Source organism: Actinomadura syzygii (genome assembly GCF_008085905.1).
Lineage (GTDB): Bacteria > Actinomycetota > Actinomycetes > Streptosporangiales > Streptosporangiaceae > Spirillospora > Spirillospora syzygii.
On record NZ_VSFF01000001.1, the window covers coordinates 809,396 to 824,479 of the forward strand.

At 72.6% G+C, this 15,084-nt stretch carries 14 protein-coding genes and 1 riboswitch; of the genes, 9 read left to right on the forward strand and 5 right to left on the reverse strand.

The features are described from left to right. Window positions 1–126: 126 nt before the first annotated feature. The 4 genes from FXF65_RS43475 (at window position 127) to FXF65_RS03960 (ending at window position 4,916) form a co-directional block, all read left to right on the forward strand. Window positions 127–660, forward strand: a complete 534-nt coding sequence (locus FXF65_RS43475; protein ID WP_187412073.1) for a hypothetical protein — start codon at window positions 127–129, stop codon at window positions 658–660. Continuing rightward, window positions 657–2,873 (forward strand): bifunctional polysaccharide deacetylase/glycosyltransferase family 2 protein, encoded by a 2,217-nt coding sequence (locus tag FXF65_RS03950; protein WP_222868359.1) that lies wholly within the window; start codon window positions 657–659, stop codon window positions 2,871–2,873. Before FXF65_RS43475 ends, FXF65_RS03950 begins: the two co-directional genes overlap by 4 nt. A gap of 178 nt (window positions 2,874–3,051) precedes the next feature. After that, window positions 3,052–3,654 carry a TenA family protein gene (locus tag FXF65_RS03955; RefSeq protein WP_148348263.1) on the forward strand — a complete coding sequence of 201 codons (603 nt, stop codon included), beginning with the start codon at window positions 3,052–3,054 and terminating at the stop codon, window positions 3,652–3,654. Window positions 3,655–3,725: 71 nt separating this feature from the next. Then, a complete protein-coding gene (locus FXF65_RS03960; RefSeq protein WP_148348264.1) occupies window positions 3,726–4,916 on the forward strand; it encodes an MFS transporter in 1,191 nt (396 codons plus the stop codon). A gap of 55 nt (window positions 4,917–4,971) precedes the next feature. Here the strand turns inward: FXF65_RS03960 and FXF65_RS03965 are convergent, their stop codons facing one another. Continuing rightward, window positions 4,972–6,048: an alkene reductase gene (locus FXF65_RS03965; protein WP_148348265.1), complete on the reverse strand. Its 1,077-nt coding sequence runs from the start codon at window positions 6,046–6,048 to the stop codon at window positions 4,972–4,974. A gap of 103 nt (window positions 6,049–6,151) precedes the next feature. Between FXF65_RS03965 and FXF65_RS03970 the strand changes: the two genes are divergently transcribed. Then, complete coding sequence (locus tag FXF65_RS03970) at window positions 6,152–6,592, forward strand: MarR family winged helix-turn-helix transcriptional regulator (protein ID WP_148348266.1); 441 nt, start codon at window positions 6,152–6,154, stop codon at window positions 6,590–6,592. Between the two features lie 69 nt (window positions 6,593–6,661). Here the strand turns inward: FXF65_RS03970 and FXF65_RS03975 are convergent, their stop codons facing one another. The 3 genes from FXF65_RS03975 to FXF65_RS03985 all read right to left on the reverse strand — a co-directional run bounded on the left by FXF65_RS03975 (window position 6,662) and on the right by FXF65_RS03985 (window position 10,268). Beyond that, window positions 6,662–8,974 (reverse strand): heavy metal translocating P-type ATPase, encoded by a 2,313-nt coding sequence (locus FXF65_RS03975; protein WP_148348267.1) that lies wholly within the window; start codon window positions 8,972–8,974, stop codon window positions 6,662–6,664. Between the two features lie 41 nt (window positions 8,975–9,015). Continuing rightward, on the reverse strand, window positions 9,016–9,984 hold the full coding sequence (locus FXF65_RS03980) for a DUF4198 domain-containing protein (protein ID WP_148348268.1): 969 nt from the start codon (window positions 9,982–9,984) through the stop codon (window positions 9,016–9,018). A gap of 77 nt (window positions 9,985–10,061) precedes the next feature. After that, a complete protein-coding gene (locus tag FXF65_RS03985) occupies window positions 10,062–10,268 on the reverse strand; it encodes a heavy-metal-associated domain-containing protein (protein WP_148348269.1) in 207 nt (68 codons plus the stop codon). A gap of 410 nt (window positions 10,269–10,678) precedes the next feature. Between FXF65_RS03985 and FXF65_RS03990 the strand changes: the two genes are divergently transcribed. Further along, entirely contained in the window at window positions 10,679–11,542 is an 864-nt protein-coding gene (locus FXF65_RS03990; RefSeq protein WP_148348270.1) for an Fpg/Nei family DNA glycosylase, read from the forward strand. A gap of 109 nt (window positions 11,543–11,651) precedes the next feature. Then, window positions 11,652–12,521, forward strand: a complete 870-nt coding sequence (locus FXF65_RS03995) for an LURP-one-related/scramblase family protein (RefSeq protein ID WP_148348271.1) — start codon at window positions 11,652–11,654, stop codon at window positions 12,519–12,521. A gap of 90 nt (window positions 12,522–12,611) precedes the next feature. Here FXF65_RS03995 and FXF65_RS04000 read toward each other — a convergent pair whose 3' ends face one another. Further along, complete coding sequence (locus FXF65_RS04000) at window positions 12,612–13,073, reverse strand: SSI family serine proteinase inhibitor (protein WP_148348272.1); 462 nt, start codon at window positions 13,071–13,073, stop codon at window positions 12,612–12,614. 46 nt (window positions 13,074–13,119) lie between these two features. Here FXF65_RS04000 and FXF65_RS04005 point away from each other — a divergent pair, with 46 nt between their 5' ends. Together FXF65_RS04005 and FXF65_RS04010 are read left to right on the forward strand one after the other, a co-directional pair. Beyond that, window positions 13,120–13,455 (forward strand): rhodanese-like domain-containing protein, encoded by a 336-nt coding sequence (locus FXF65_RS04005; RefSeq protein WP_148348273.1) that lies wholly within the window; start codon window positions 13,120–13,122, stop codon window positions 13,453–13,455. A 120-nt stretch (window positions 13,456–13,575) separates the two neighbouring features. Further along, window positions 13,576–13,693, forward strand: a riboswitch (TPP riboswitch). Beyond that, on the forward strand, window positions 13,688–15,022 hold the full coding sequence (locus tag FXF65_RS04010) for a purine-cytosine permease family protein (RefSeq protein WP_148348274.1): 1,335 nt from the start codon (window positions 13,688–13,690) through the stop codon (window positions 15,020–15,022). Its footprint overlaps the riboswitch before it by 6 nt. Window positions 15,023–15,084: the final 62 nt, after the last annotated feature.

The following is a 15,084-nucleotide window of genomic DNA, read 5'->3' on the forward strand; positions in this document are numbered from 1 at the left end:
CCGGGCCATTGTGCAGGGATTCCGGACGCGGTGTGACATGTACCCGGGTGTTCGCGCTGAAGCAGTGAGCCCCCACGGCCGGCCCCGTGGGCGGGCGCCCCTCCCGCACCGAAACGATGGACGGCGATGATCGGGAACGTCCCGCACGACCGCGACGAGCTGCTCGTCACCGGAATCCCGCCGGTCACCGGGCCGCTCACCCTGCCCCTCCCCGAGGCGGTCACCGAGCCGTCCGACGCGGGGACGACGACGCCCGTCGAGCCGGATGCGGTGTTCGTCGACGCGTCCGGCTGGCGCGCCCGGTTCGGACGGCGGCTCGGCCTCGCGGCCGGAGCCCTGCTGGTCGTGTTCCTCGGCGCGCTGGGCATCGGGATGGCGACCGGTCCGAGCGTGCCGCTGACGCCGTGGGGCGAGCCGTCCGCGCGGCCGAAGGTGCAGGTCAGCGAAACGGGAAGCCCGTCAGGGGGCCCGTCCGACCAGCGGACGGGAGCCCGCCCCGGGACGCCCCGCCCGACGGACGACCCGGCCCCCGCCGCGCCGCCGCCCGCGCCGTCGGCGACCGGGCCCTCGGCGGTTCGGCCGTCCCCGTCGACCGCGGCGCGTCCCGGTAGGTCGCAGGCGTCCCCGCCCGCCTGGGGACGCAAGAAGAAGAAGCGTTGACCGCGCGCCACACCGAGCCCAGAGGACACTGGGTTCTGCTGCTGCTGGGCGGTCTCGTCCTCACCGTGCTCCTCCTCCTGGACGGCTTCGCCAACGGCGCGGTCGGCGAGGCGCCGCGCGCCGAGTCAGCGCCGACCGGCGGGCCGGTGCCGTCCTCGGTGACGTCCGGCGGCCCGGTCGTCAGTGTCGTGGACGGCGCGCCCCGCACCCGCCGCACGCCGCCGAAGACCATCGCGCTGACCTTCGACGACGGCCCCGACCCCGAATGGACGCCCCGCGTCCTGGACGTCCTCCGCCGCCACGGCGCGCACGGCACGTTCTTCACGGTCGGCGCGCGCGTCGCCGAGCATCCGGCGCTGACCCGGCGCATCCTCCGCGAGGGCAACGAGATCGGCTCGCACACCTACACGCACGCCGACCTCGCGACCGTCCCGACCTGGCGGGGACGCCTCGAACTCGACCTCACTCAGCGCGCGCTGGCGGGCGCGGCGGGCGTCCACACGCGGCTGGTGCGGATGCCGTACTCGTCCCGCCCGGACGGCCTGACCGGCGCGGAGTGGCGCGCGGCGGAGCGGGCTGGGGAGGCGGGGTACGTCGTCGTCCTCACCGACCGCGACACCGAGGACTGGCGGCGGCCCGGCGCGGCGAAGATCGTCCAGGCGGCGCTGGACGGCGACGCGCGCGGCGCGGGCGCGGTCGTGATGCTGCACGACTCGGGCGGCGACCGGTCGCAGACCGTCGCGGCGGTCGAGCGGATCATCGAGCGGCTCCAGCCGCTCGGCTACCGCTTCACGACGCTCACCGCCGCGCTCGGCCTGCCGCCCGCCGAGGCCCGGGTGTCCGCCCGCGAGCGGGCCGTCGGCTGGACGCTCGTCGCCGCGCAGCGCGCCGCGTCCACCCTCACCGGGACGATGGAGGCGCTGTTCGCGGTCGCCGGGATCCTCTACGTGCTGCGGCTCGTGACGCTGCTGCTGTTCGCGCACGTCCACGTGCGGCGCGTCCGGGGCCACGCCCGTGAGCCGGGCCGCCGCCGTCGCCGTCGCCGCCCCCGCGGTGAGCCGCCCGCGCCAGTGATCGAGGGCGAGCTGCCGCCCGACCCGTTCCCGCCCGTGTCGGTGATCGTCCCCGCGTACAACGAGGAGGCGGGGATCGGCGCGGCGGTCGCCTCGCTGCTCGACACCGACTACCCCGGCACGGTCGAGGTGATCGTGGTGGACGACGGCTCCACCGACCGCACCGCCGAGATCGTCGAGGCGATGGGGATTCCCGACGTCCGGCTCGTCCGGAAACCGAACGGCGGGAAGCCGAGCGCGCTGAACGCGGGGATCGCGGTCGCCGGCGCCGACGTCCTCGTGCTGGTGGACGGCGACACGGTCTTCCAGCGCGACACCATACGGCGGCTCGTCGCGCCGCTCGCCGACCCGGCGGTGGGCGCGGTCAGCGGCAACACCAAGGTCGCCAACCGGGACGGCGTCCTCGGCCGCTGGCAGCACATCGAGTACGTGATCGGCTTCAACCTCGACCGGCGGATGTACGACGTCCTGCGGTGCATGCCGACCGTCCCCGGCGCGATCGGGGCGTTCCGCAGGTCGGCGCTGGCGCGGGTCGGGGGCGTCCCCGGCGACACCCTCGCCGAGGACACCGACCTCACCATGGCGATCTGCCGCACCGGCCTCCGCGTCGTCTACGAGGAGACGGCCCTCGCCTGGACGGAGACCCCCGCCTCGCTGGGCCAGCTCTGGAAGCAGCGCTACCGCTGGTGCTACGGGACGATGCAGGCGATGTGGAAGCACCGCCGCTCCCTCGTCGAGGGCGGCGCGTCCGGACGGTTCGGCCGCCGCTGCCTGCCCTACCTGACCGTGTTCCAGGTGCTGCTGCCGCTGTTCGCCCCCGCCATCGACCTGTTCGCGCTGCTCGGCGTCGTCTTCGTCGACCCGGTCGCGCCCCTGCTCACCTGGACGGTCTTCGTCGCCGCCCAGACCGCCGCGGGCGCCTACGCCCTCTGGCTGGACGGCGAGCCCATCCGCCCCCTGTGGACGCTTCCGCTCCAGCAGTTCGTCTACCGGCAGCTCATGTACCTGGTGGTCGTGCAGTCGGTGGTCACGGCGCTGCTCGGGTCGCGGCTCGGGTGGCACACCGTCCGCCGGACGGGCACCTTCACCGACCTCGGCAGCGGCCGGGAACAATCCCGGGGACCCGTCGGTTACACATGACAGCCGGTGTGCCTGGTGTCCCCGGGCCTCACCTTTCGCCTTCACGGAATACCGTCCGGCTGGAGCCGTGTTGTGCATTTCGCCGAGAGGCGACCCCACACACCGGTCTTTGATCAGAGCCCCGCGCGGCCTCAGGGCCGGGCGGGGCTCTGATCTTTCGCGATGCGAGACTGCGGGCATGAGCCTCGCCGCGCACCTGGAGAAGATCGGCCGTCCGCTGGTCGACGAACAGCTCGAACACCCCACCGTGCGGGGCATCGCCCAAGGGGACCTGGACGAGGCCGTCTTCCGCTCCTGGCTTGAGCAGGACTACCTCTTCCTGCACGACTACACCCGCGTGTTCTCCCGGCTGGCCTGGAAGGCGCCCGCCGCCCACCTCGGCGACCTGGTCGACCTCGCCCACGCGACGTACCGCGGCGAGCTCGACCTGCACCGTTCGCTGTCCGCGAGCTTCGACGCCGACCTGGACGGCGCGACGAAGGGCCCGGCCTGCGCCGCGTACACGTCCTTCCTGCTGGAGAGCGCCGCCGACTACGCGGGCGGCCTCGCCGCCCTCTACCCCTGCATGTGGGGCTACTCCACGCTCGGACGGCTGCTCGCCGACGACCCGCCGGCCGAGCCGCGCTACCGCCGCTGGGTCGACACCTACGCCGACCCCGGCTTCGCCGAGCTGACCGCCCGCATCGCCCAGATGATCGACGAGTCCGGGGCCGACCCGGCGACCGCCGAACGCCTCTTCCTGGACGGCATGCGCCACGAGCTGGCCTTCTGGGACGTCTGACCCGCGCGGAGCGCGCAGCCGGGAAATAAGGGGTTGCCGGGCCCGCGGCCGCGTTGATCATATTGCGACACATGCGGACCTACCGGGAACTGTTTCGCTCGCCGGAGTTCAGCCCCCTGTTCGCGGTCGTCACGGTGCAGGGCGCCGCGATGACGGTCAGCGGGCTGGCGCTCGGCGTCCTCGTCTACTCCGCCACCGACTCCCCGCTGCTCGCCGCGCTCAGCATGTTCGGCGCGTCCCTCACCCAGATGGTCGGGGCGATGGCCCTGCTGTCGGCGGCGGACCGGCTGCCGCCGCGCGCCGCGCTCGCCACGCTGGTGCTGGTCACCGGGCTCGGGACGGCCGTGCTCGCCGTCCCCGGCCTGCCCGTGTGGGGGCTGTTCGCCGTCGTGCTCGCGCTCGGCCTGATCGGCGCGGTGCTCGGCGGCGTCCGGTACGGGCTGCTCAGCCAGATCCTGCCGCGCGAGGGCTACCTGATCGGACGCTCCGTCCTGAACATGTCGACGGGGCTGACGCAGATCCTCGGGTTCGCGAGCGGCGGCGTCCTCGTGACCGTGCTGTCGCCGCGTGGAACGCTCCTCGTCGCGGCCGGTCTCGACGTCCTCGCCGCCTTGGCGGCGTGGCGGTTGCTCACGTCCCGTCCCCCGCGCGCTGCGGGGCGCCCGTCGGTGGCCGAGACGTGGCGGGTGAACGCGCTGCTGTGGTCGTCGCGTCCGCGCCGGTACGTCTACCTGGCGATGTGGCTGCCGAACGGGCTGATCGTGGGCTGCGAGGCGGTGTTCGTCCCGTACTCGCCGGACCGCGCGGGCGTCCTCCTCGCGTTCGCCGCCGCCGGGATGCTGGTGGGGGACGTCGCGGCGGGACGGTTCGTCCCGCACGGCTGGCGGCACCGGCTCGAAGCCCCGCTCCGCGTCGTGCTCGCCGCGCCCTACCTGGTCTTCGCGGTGCAGCCGGGGGTGCCGGTCGCGGCCGTCGTCGTCCTGGTCGCGTCGATCGGCTACGGCTCCACGCTGCTGCTCCAGGACCGGCTGATGACCCTGACCCCGGACGAGGTCCACGGGCAGGCGCTCGGGCTCCACTCGTCCGGGATGCTGACCATGCAGGCCGTCGCCGCCGCGCTCTCCGGGACGGTCGCCGAGTGGACGTCGCCCGGCACGGCGATGGCGGTGATGGCGGCGGCCTCGCTCCTGACCACGCTGGCGCTGGCGCCGGGGCTGCGGCCCGTCGCGCGCGGCGGCGAACCGGGCCCCGCCGCCACCTGACGCCGCCACCTGACGCCGCCACCCGAGACCACCGCCTGACGCCGCCACCTGCCGGTCAGCCCGTGAGGGCCGGGTAGTCGACGTAGCCCTGGTGCCCGCCGCCGTGGACCAGGGCGCTGTCGTAGTCGTTGAGCGGCGCGCCGCTCGCGAACCGCGCCGGGAGGTCGGGGTTGGAGATGAACAGGCGGCCGAAGGAGAACACGTCCGCGAGGCCCGCTTCGAGGGCCTGCTCCCCCGCCGTCCGGGAGGTCGGCTCGGGGCCGTTGAAGTTGCCGATCAGCGTCCCTGACCAGCGCGGCCGCAGGTCGGCCAGCGCCCCGTACTCGCCGCGCTCGATGACGTGCAGGTACGCGAGGCCGAGCGGGTCGAGGGCGGCGACGAGCGCCCGGTAGGCGCCCTGCGGGTCCACCTCGGCGATCTCGTTCTCCGGGTTGTCGGGGGAGACGCGCAGCCCGACGCGCTCCGGCCCGACCTCGGCGGCGACGGCCTCGACCACGTCGACCGCGAAGCGCAGGCGTCCGGCGAGCGAGCCGCCGTACCGGTCGGTGCGCCGGTTGGTGTTCTCGGCCAGGAACTGCTGGATCAGGTAGCCGTTCGCGCCGTGCACCTCGACCCCGTCGAACCCGGCGCGGACGGCGTTGCGCGCGGCCCCCGCGAAGGCCGCGACCACTGCCTCCACCTCGGCGGTCGTCAGCGCGCGCGGCGTGACGTGCGCGACCTTGCCCTCGTTCGTGCGGATCGTCTCGGACTCGATCCGCACCGCCGAGGGCGCGACGGGCGTCGCGCCGCCCGGCAGCGTGCGCGGGTGCGACATGCGTCCGACGTGCCAGAGCTGGGCGAAGATCGTCCCGCCTTCGGCGTGCACGGCACCCGTGACCTCGCGCCAGGCGGCCACCTGCGCGTCCGTGACCAGGCCGGGGACGCCCGGCTCGCCCTTCCCGAGGGCGTCCGGCCAGATCCCCTCGCTGACGATCAGCCCGGCCGTCGCGCGCTGCGCGTAGTACTCCGCGGTCAGCGGGCTCGGAACGCCGGTCGCGTCGTCCGCCCGGTTGCGCGTCATCGGCGCCATCGCGATCCGGTTGCGCAGCGCCAGGCGCGGGCCGTCGTAGGGGAGCAGGAGCTGGCTGGTCATCGGATCCTCCCAAAGTAGTTTGCATGCACATACAATGAATGCATGCACATGCAGATGTTGTCATTTCAGGTAAGCTGGCGTCAAGAGAGAAGGAGGCGCGGAGATGGGCGCTGCAACCGGTACGAGTCCTGAGACGAAGGACGGCCTTCTCTGGGACGGCGTCGTCACCCTGCACGGACGTGTCGAGCACCGGCTCGCCAAGGCGCTCCAGCGCGAGCACAACATCGGCCTGTCGGAGTACCGGGCGCTGTGCCGGCTGTCCCGCGCCGCCGAGGGCGAGCTGCGCATGCAGGAGCTCGCCGACCTCATCGGCCTCAACCAGAGCTCGGTCAGCCGCCTCGTCGCCCGGCTGGAGGCCGCGGGCTTGACCCGCCGCGACATGTGCCCGAAGGACCGGCGCGGCGTCTACACGGTGATCACCGAGGAGGGGCGCGCCCTCCAGGAGGAGGCGTCCCCGACCTACGCCGGGACGCTGACCGAGGCCCTCGAAGCCGCCGCCGCCGACCCGGCCCTCGCGCCCGTCCTCGCCGGTCTGCGTCCCTGAGACACGCGCTCCTGAGACACGCGGAAAGCGCGGCCCCCGTTCTCACGGAGGCCGCGCTTCGCGGTTCGGTCAGCGGGTCGCCGGGACCTCGGCCTTGGCCGACGTCGCGGCCGGGCCGACGGCGTCCGCCCGGTTCGCGTTCAGCGGCTTGAACCGGCGGAGCCGCAGGCTGTTGCTCACCACGAAGACCGAGGAGAACGCCATCGCGCCGCCCGCGATCATCGGGACGAGCAGCCCGGACGCCGCCAGCGGCAGCGCCAGCACGTTGTAGGCGAACGCCCAGAACAGGTTCCCCTTGATCGTGCCGAGCGTGCGGCGGGACAGCCGGATCGCGTCCGCCGCGGCCCGCAGGTCGCCGCGCACCAGGGTCAGGTCGGACGCCTCGATCGCCACGTCCGTCCCGGTGCCCATCGCGAGCCCGAGGTCGGCCTGAGCGAGCGCGGCGGCGTCGTTGACCCCGTCGCCGACCATCGCGACCGTCGCGCCCTCGGCCTGGAGGCGCTTGACGACGTCCACCTTGTCCTGCGGGAGGACGTCGGCGATGACCTCGTCGATGCCGACCGCGTCCGCGACCGTGCGGGCCACGGTCTCGTTGTCGCCGGTCAGCAGCACCGGACGCAGCCCGAGCGCCGTGAACTGCTCGATCGCCTCCGCCGAGGTCGGCTTGACCTGGTCGGCGACGGTGAGCACGGCGCGGGCGGCGCCGTCCCAGCCGACCGCGATGGCGGTGCGGCCCTGGGCCTGCGCGTCCGCCATGGCGCGTTCGAGGTCGGGCGTCAGGTGCTGCGACCACTCGGCCAGGAGCTGCGGACGCCCGGCGAGCACGCCGTGCCCGTCCACGACTCCCTGGACGCCGAGGCCCTCGACGTTGGCGAAGTCCTCGACGGTACCGAGGTCGCCGACCCGCTCCGTGGCGCCCTTGGCGATGGCCTGCGCGATCGGGTGCTCGGAGGCGTTCTCCAGCGCCCCCGCCAGCCGGAGCACGTCGTCCTCGGCCACGCCGTCGGCGGTGATCACGTCGACCAGCGCCATCCGGCCGGTGGTGACGGTGCCGGTCTTGTCCAGCACGATCGTGTCGATCCTCCGGGTCGACTCCAGCACCTCCGGGCCCTTGATCAGGATGCCGAGCTGGGCGCCGCGGCCCGTCCCGACCATGAGGGCGGTCGGGGTCGCGAGGCCGAGCGCGCACGGGCAGGCGATGATCAGCACCGCCACGGCGGCGGTGAACGCCCCGGCCAGCGGCTCGCCGGTGCCGATCCAGAAGCCGAGCGTGCCGAGCGCCAGCGCGATCACCACCGGGACGAAGATCCCGGAGATCCGGTCGGCGAGCCGCTGCGCCTGCGCCTTGCCGGTCTGCGCGTCCTCCACCAGCTTCGCCATCTGCGCGAGCTGCGTGTCGGACCCGATCCGCGTCGCCCGGACGAGCAGCCGCCCGCCCGCGTTCACCGTCGCGCCGACGACCGTGTCGCCCGGCCCGACCTCCACCGGGACGGACTCGCCGGTCAGCATGGAGGCGTCGACCGCCGACGAGCCCTCCACGACCGTCCCGTCCGTGGCGACCTTCTCGCCCGGACGGACGACGAACACGTCGTCCACCGCCAGCTGGTCGACGGGGACGCGCTCCTCGCGCCCGCCGTCCCGGACGACCGAGACCTCCTTCGCGCCCAGTTCGAGCAGCGCCCGCAGCGCGGCCCCGGCCCGGCGCTTGGACCGCGTCTCGAAGTACCGTCCGGCCAGGATGAACATGATCACCCCGGACGCGGCCTCCAGGTAGATGTTCATCGACCCGTCGGACCGGGTCATCGAGAACTCGAACCCGTGCTTGACGCCCAGCTCGCCCGCCGTGCCGAAGAACAGCGCCCACAGCGACCACGCGAACGCCGCGATCGTGCCGAGCGAGATCAGCGTGTCCATGGTGGCCGCGCCGTGCCGCAGGTTGATCGCGGCCGCCTTGTGGAACGGCCAGCCCGCGTAGACGACGACCGGTGCCGCCAGCGTCAGCGACAGCCACTGCCACGCCTCGAACTGGAGGGCCGGGACCATCGCCATCGCGATGACCGGCACCGACAGCACGATCGCGGTGATCAGGCGCTGCCGCACCGGGCGCAGCCCGTCGTCCGGCTCCGCCTCCGCGTTCCCCTTGGGCCCCTTGGGCGGGGACGGGAGCTCCGCGGAGTACCCGGCCTTCTCGACGGCCGCGATCAGCTCGTCCGTCGACACCCCCGGGGTGTACTCGACGCGGGCCTTCTCCGTCGCGTAGTTGACCGTGGCGGTCACGCCGTCCAGCTTGTTGAGCTTGCGCTCGATGCGGTTGGCGCACGACGCGCACGTCATCCCGCCGATCGCCAGCTCGACACGCTCGGACGCGGAGTCCGTGCTCATCGCTCCTCCTCTACCTCGGTCGTCGGTCTCGGTCGTCGGTCTCAGTGCGTGTGGGGTGTGTCGTCGTGGCCGCCGCCGTTCTGGGCGGGCGGCTGCGCGTCCCCGGCGTACACGGTGAACTCCGCCGTGCGGACCTTGCCGCCGTGCTTGAAGTCCAGGTAGAGGCGGTACGCGCCGGTACTCGGCGCCTCGGCGAAGAACGTGATCTCCGGCCCCGGCTTCGTCTTGCCGTCGCCCGGCGCCCCGTCCGGGTGGACGTGCAGGTAGGCGAGGTCGCCCTGGCGCAGCGCGACCAGGTGGCCGTACGCCTCCAGGTAGGGCTCCAGGTCGGTGACCGGCTTGCCGTCCTTGTTCACGGTCAGGGTCAGCTCGGTCGACTTGCCGGGGGCCAGGCCGCCGGTCAGGGCCACCTCGTAGCCGTCGACCTTCGCGACGCGCTCGGGCTTCGGGAGCGGCGTCGTCCGCAGGTCGCCCTGGACGAACACGTCCGCGCCGAGCGTGAGCTGCCGCTTCGCGCCCTCCGGCTGGACGTCGGTGAAGAACCGGTACACGCCGGGCTTCGGGAGCGTGATCGGGATCGTCCAGACGCCGCCGCCCGCCTCCGTGGGATGCACGTGCTGGAACCCGGACAGGTCGCGGCTCGCGATGATCAGGTGCAGCCGCTTGCCGTGCAGGGGCTTGAACCCGGTGACGGGCTCGCCGTCGGGGCCGTTGATGGTGAAGCGGAAGTCGGTCTTCTCGCCGGGGGTCACGTTCGTGTCGCGCGGGACGAGCGTGTAGCCGTCCTCGGAGACTTGGAGGCCGCCGGGCGCGTGCGCGGTCTCGCCGCCGCCGTGACCGCCCCCGCCGTGGTCCCCGCCACCCTGCCCGCCGCCGTGGCCGCCGCCGTCGTGCGAGGCCGTCTCGGCGGACGCCCCGACCGGACCGACGATCTTGCCGACCCCGGCGGCGCCGCCGAAGACGACGGCCAGTCCCACCGCGTAGATCCCCAGCTTGCTCGCGCTGTTCATTCCGTTTCACTCCACTCGGTGCCCGCGGGCACCCGCTCGGCCGGGTGCACCCCGCACGGCGGCGGGGCGCGCTCCGGTCAGGACGTCAACTGGTATCCGGCTTCCTCGACCGCGCCCTTGACCTGGGCGTCGTCGAGGGGCGCGTCGCTCGTCACGGTGACCTTGCCGGTCGGCAGGTCGACGTCGACGCCGGTCACGCCCGCGATCTGCTCGACCTCCTCCGTGACGGAGCTGACGCAGTGGCCGCAGGTCATCCCGGTGACGGTGTAGGTGGCGGTGCTCATCTGGCGTCTCCCTGTCGTTGGTACCCCTGGGGGGTATCTCGTGCCCGTCATGCTGCCATAACGTCTCGACTCTCGCAACCCCTACCCCCTAGGGGTTATTTCGAGATCCGGGTCACATGTCCGGATCCGTCCGGACGTGGGGTCCCGCATGGCGCGCACCGCCCCGCGACGATTACCAGCGGGTCGTTACGCGGAAGTTATCCACACCCTGTGTGACCGCCGGTTCCCCCGCCGCCCCGGCGTTCTGTGGCGATTCGTCGAGGTATCGACGCTGAAAACGCCCGCCGCCCCGGCGGATCCGACGTTGTGCACAAGGTTTTCCACAGGCTTCCACAGCCCTGTGGACGAGCATACGACCCACCTTCGAGGCCCTCTCACCGGCACCCCGGAACGTCGCCGATACTGAGGTCATGCCCGAACTTCCTGAGGTGGAGGCGCTGGCGGGGTTCCTGCGGGAGCGCGTCGTCGGACACGCGATCGCCCGCGTCGATGTTCTCGCCATCTCCGCGCTGAAGACCTACGACCCGCCGATCACTGCGCTCGGCGGGCTGACCGTCACCGGCGCGGCCCGGTACGGCAAGTTCCTCGACCTCGACGTCGACGGCGTGCACCTCGTGATCCACCTCGCCCGCGCGGGCTGGCTGCGCTGGCGGGACGAGATCCCCGCGCGGCCCGTCCGGCCCGGCGGCAAGAACCCGCTCGCGGTGCGCGTCCACCTGGACGACGGCTCCGGCTTCGACCTCACCGAGGCCGGGACGAAGAAGGGCCTCGCGGTGTACGTCGTCCGCGACCCGGCGGACGTGCCGGGGGTGGCGTCGCTCGGGCCCGACCCGCTGGACGACTCGTTCACCCCGGAGGCGCTCGGCGCGCTCCTCCAGGGCAAGCGCACGCAGGTCAAGGGCCTGCTGCGGGACCAGCGGGTGATCGCCGGGATCGGCAACGCCTACTCCGACGAGGTCCTGCACGTCGCGAAGATGTCCCCGTTCAAGCTCGCGTCCACGCTGACGGACGACGACGTCGCCGTCCTGCACGAGGCCATCGTCGGCACGCTGCGCGCCGCGGTGGAGCGGTCGCACGGGTTGGAGGCGCAGGACCTCAAGGGCGAGAAGAAGACCGGCCTGCGGGTGCACGGGAAGACCGGGGAGAAGTGCCCGGTGTGCGGCGACACGGTCCGCGAGGTGTCGTTCGCGGACTCGTCCCTCCAGTACTGCCCGACGTGCCAGACGGGCGGCAAGCCGCTCGCCGACCGCCGCATGTCCCGCCTGCTGAAGTAGCGGCCCTTCGGCGGGTCGCGGGAATTCGGCGGAAAGCACGCGAGACCGGGTGATCAAGCGGCGTATCGTGACGCGGAGATCACGCTCTCCGTCGCGTCCAGGAGCCGCCATGGGCTACCCGCCCCCTCCCGCGCAGCCCGGTCCGGGTGGCCCCTACCCGCCTGGATACGGCCCGCCGCCCGCCCCCGGCTACGGCCCGCCGAACGGTTACCCGCAGCAGGGCGCGCCTCCGGTTCCGCAGCAGGGTTACCCGCCCCAGCAGGGCTACCCGCCGCAGCAGAGCGGCTACCCGCCCCAGCAGGCCGGGTATCCGCCTCAGCAGGGCGGGTATCCCGCGCCGCAGGCCGCGCAGGCGCCGCCGCAGCCGCAGCAGGACGTCGACCTGTACGGGTCTCCGATCCTCGTCTACGACCAGCCCGCGCAGTTCTTCTCGACCGAGGCGAACTACACGATCTGGCACCCGCAGGGTCAGCCCGCCGCCTACGTCCGGGAGGAGGGCGTCAGCGGGGCCAAGAAGGCGCTGCGCGTCGTCGCCCAGGGCAGCCAGACCAAGGCGGAGCGGAAGCTGTCGATCCTCCGTCCGGACGGCATGCCGTACTTCCTGTTCTACAAGCCGTACGGGTTCATGGGCACGCCCAAGATGCAGGTGCTGACGCCGCAGGGCGGGCTGATCGGGCACCTGCGCAAGCGGGCGATGCGCGGCTGGGAGATCCTCGACCCGTACGAGCGGCAGCTCGGCTACTACGAACTGCTGAGCGGACGGATCACCGACTGGCAGCAGCAGGAGATCGCGCGCATCCAGCGCGGCTTCGCGGGGATGGGCGAGTTCATCTCGCAGATGTTCACGGGCGCGGACCGGTACGTGCTCCGGATGCACGTCCAGTTGCAGGAGCCGATGCGGACCCTCGTGCTGGCCTGCCCGCTCGCCTTCGACACGGCCGTCTCGCAGAACCGCAGCCTCGGCGGCTTCCTCACCTAGAACGGATAGGGCCCCGGCGTCGCCGCCGGGGCCGGTGGGGAGCTTCCTGGTCGGTTCTCCGTTGGACGAGCCAGAACGGGGAAGGCTCGCTCAGCGGACCTTCGGGACGTTCCCAAAGAGCGGCGCGATCTGCGTCCAGCGATGGAGATCGCAGCCGTTGTCCCTGGTGAACTTGGTGTCGATCTCCTTGCCGTTCCAGGTGCCCTTGACCGTGGCGATCTCAGGACCGCCGTAGATCTGCGTGCACACCTGGTCCTTGGAAATGGGTTTGAACGGGTCCTTGGCCTTGGCGATCGCCGCGCAGGCGTCGGCGGCCTTGGGAAGGTCGCCGCCCGTCGGGTCGCACTTCAGCGTCCAGGACTTGGCGGGTGCCTCCTTCGAGGCTTTCACCTTCACGGTGAGGGTGTTCGCCGACGTGCCCGAGGGCTGCACGGACGTGGTGCCCGAGGGCTTGCCGGCGGACGGTCCGTTTGCCTGTTCGTCGCCGCAGGCCCCGAGGGCCAGGACCAAGGTCAGCCCGGGCGCGGCGTAAAGGAGCGTCCGATACCGCATGCGTGATTCGACGCAGGGGGGCTTCGCGCGGTTCCATGGGGGTGTGATGAATTTCGGGGAAGACGTGCCGGCCGTGGGGGCCGCCGACGTGCCGCAGGACGGCTACCTGCTGGACGTCCGGGAACAGGGCGAGTGGGACGCGGGTCACGCGCCCTCGGCGGTCCACATCCCCATGGGGCAGCTCGGCGACCGCGCCGGGGAGGTCCCCCGGGACCGGGAGGTCTTCGTGATCTGCCGGTCGGGCCAGCGGTCCGCGCAGGTGACGGTGGCGCTGAACCAGGCGGGGTGGCTGGCCCGGAACGTCGACGGCGGCATGAAGGGCTGGGCCGAGGCGGGACGTCCGATGGAGGGCGGCGGCGAGGGGCGCCCGTACGTGGCCTGACCCGCGCCGATCGCCCGCCCGTCCGGCCCGGCATGTCCGATCTTTAGTGATCCATGCCCTTTTGGTGATGGCCGGGCGGTTGTACTATCGGTGCCGGTCGACCGGCTGGTCGGCCGTGTATCGATGAACCGCGGGAGCTCGGGCCAGAGCCGGGCTGAGAGGGCGGCCTTCACGGCGTCGCCGACCGCATGAACCTGTCCGGGTAATGCCGGCGTAGGGAGCGTGCGTTCGCTTGACGTCCGATGTGGAAAAGCGTCCCGTCGCCGAGGTTCCGTTCACTCTCGACGAGCCCGCGCCCAAGGTGCTCGGCTTCTGGGACCAGGGCGCCTTCTGGGCGAACCTCGGGGTCAGCCTGCTGGCGTTCTCCGGGGCCTACACCGTCCTCGCGCCGGACGGCGCGGGCCGCCCGACCCTCTCGATCGCGGCGGGCATCGTCGCGATGTCGGTGGGAACGGCCCTCGGCGGGCTGATGCTCGGCCTCGCGGCCGTGCCCGGCGCGCGTACCGGCCAGCCCGCGATGGTGCTGCTCCGCGGCCTGTTCGGGGCGCGGCTGTCGTACGCGCCGACCGTGCTGAACATCGCGCAGCTCATCGGCTGGGGGACGTTCGAACTGATCGTCATCGCGGACGCCGCCCGCGAGCTGTGGGACGGCGTCCCGCGCTGGGGCTACGTGATCGCGGCGGGCGCGATCACGACCGTGCTGACCGTCTGGCCACTCGGCTCCGTCCGGTTGCTGCGCCGATATGTCACGGTCGCCGTGGCGATAGCACTCGTGTACTTCTACGTACAGCTCCTCCGCGAGCCGCTGCCCGACCTGACGCGGGGCTCGTGGGGCGGCTTCTGGATCGGGGCGGACGCGGCCCTCGCCGTGTCGATCTCCTGGGTGCCGGTCGCCGCCGACTACACCCGCCACTCCCGGACGGAGCGCGCCGCGTTCGGCGCCGCGGCGGTCGGGTACTCGGTCACGCAGATCGTCGCCTACGTCCTCGGGCTGCTGGCGCTGGCGCTGGTCGCGGGAGACCCGACGCGGGCTTTCGACCCGTTCCTGAACGTGTCGCTCGGCGTGGTCTTCTTCGCGATCTTCGTGCTGCGGGAGGCGGACCAGTCGTTCGCCGACACCTACTCGACGGCCGTGTCGATCCAGAACCTCGTGCCGCGCGCGGACCGGCGGGTGCTGAGCGTCGCGCTCGGCGTCGGCGTCACGGTGCTCGCGCTCGTCCTCGACATCAACGACTACGCGAGCTTCCTCACACTGATCGGGTCGGTGTTCGTGCCGATGCTCGGGGTGCTCGCGGCCGACTTCTTCCTCGGCCGCCGACACCGGACGGACGGCTGGGACGTGTCCCGGACGGCCCCGTCCCGGTGGAGCATGATCGCCGCGTGGGCCGCCGGGTTCGCCGTCTACCAGCTCATCAACCCCGGCACGGTGGGGCGTTGGGCCGGGTTCTGGCGGGACGTCCAGGACGCGCTGCACTTCACCGCGCAGAGCTGGATGAGCGCGTCGCTGCTGTCGTTCCTGGTCGCCGGGCTCGCGGCCCTTCTGGCCGGACGACTGACCGGGCGCTAGCCTTACCAAGAAGTAAGGTTTCCGTTTGTGCAGGGTTGCCGTGGAAAGTTTCGGCGTAAGTT

Bases quoted from the DNA above. Each gene is read 5' to 3' on its own strand.
- FXF65_RS03975 (WP_148348267.1), bottom strand. From the start codon at position 8,974: ATGAGCACGGACTCCGCGTCCGAGCGTGTCGAGCTGGCGATCGGCGGG.
- FXF65_RS04000 (WP_148348272.1), bottom strand. From the start codon at position 13,073: ATGCGGTATCGGACGCTCCTTTACGCCGCGCCCGGGCTGACCTTGGTC.
- FXF65_RS03985 (WP_148348269.1), bottom strand. From the start codon at position 10,268: ATGAGCACCGCCACCTACACCGTCACCGGGATGACCTGCGGCCACTGC.
- FXF65_RS03965 (WP_148348265.1), bottom strand. From the start codon at position 6,048: ATGACCAGCCAGCTCCTGCTCCCCTACGACGGCCCGCGCCTGGCGCTG.
- FXF65_RS03960 (WP_148348264.1), top strand. From the start codon at position 3,726: ATGCGGACCTACCGGGAACTGTTTCGCTCGCCGGAGTTCAGCCCCCTG.
- FXF65_RS03980 (WP_148348268.1), bottom strand. From the start codon at position 9,984: ATGAACAGCGCGAGCAAGCTGGGGATCTACGCGGTGGGACTGGCCGTC.
- FXF65_RS03970 (WP_148348266.1), top strand. From the start codon at position 6,152: ATGGGCGCTGCAACCGGTACGAGTCCTGAGACGAAGGACGGCCTTCTC.
- FXF65_RS03995 (WP_148348271.1), top strand. From the start codon at position 11,652: ATGGGCTACCCGCCCCCTCCCGCGCAGCCCGGTCCGGGTGGCCCCTAC.
- FXF65_RS03955 (WP_148348263.1), top strand. From the start codon at position 3,052: ATGAGCCTCGCCGCGCACCTGGAGAAGATCGGCCGTCCGCTGGTCGAC.
- FXF65_RS43475 (WP_187412073.1), top strand. From the start codon at position 127: ATGATCGGGAACGTCCCGCACGACCGCGACGAGCTGCTCGTCACCGGA.
- FXF65_RS04005 (WP_148348273.1), top strand. From the start codon at position 13,120: ATGAATTTCGGGGAAGACGTGCCGGCCGTGGGGGCCGCCGACGTGCCG.
- FXF65_RS03990 (WP_148348270.1), top strand. From the start codon at position 10,679: ATGCCCGAACTTCCTGAGGTGGAGGCGCTGGCGGGGTTCCTGCGGGAG.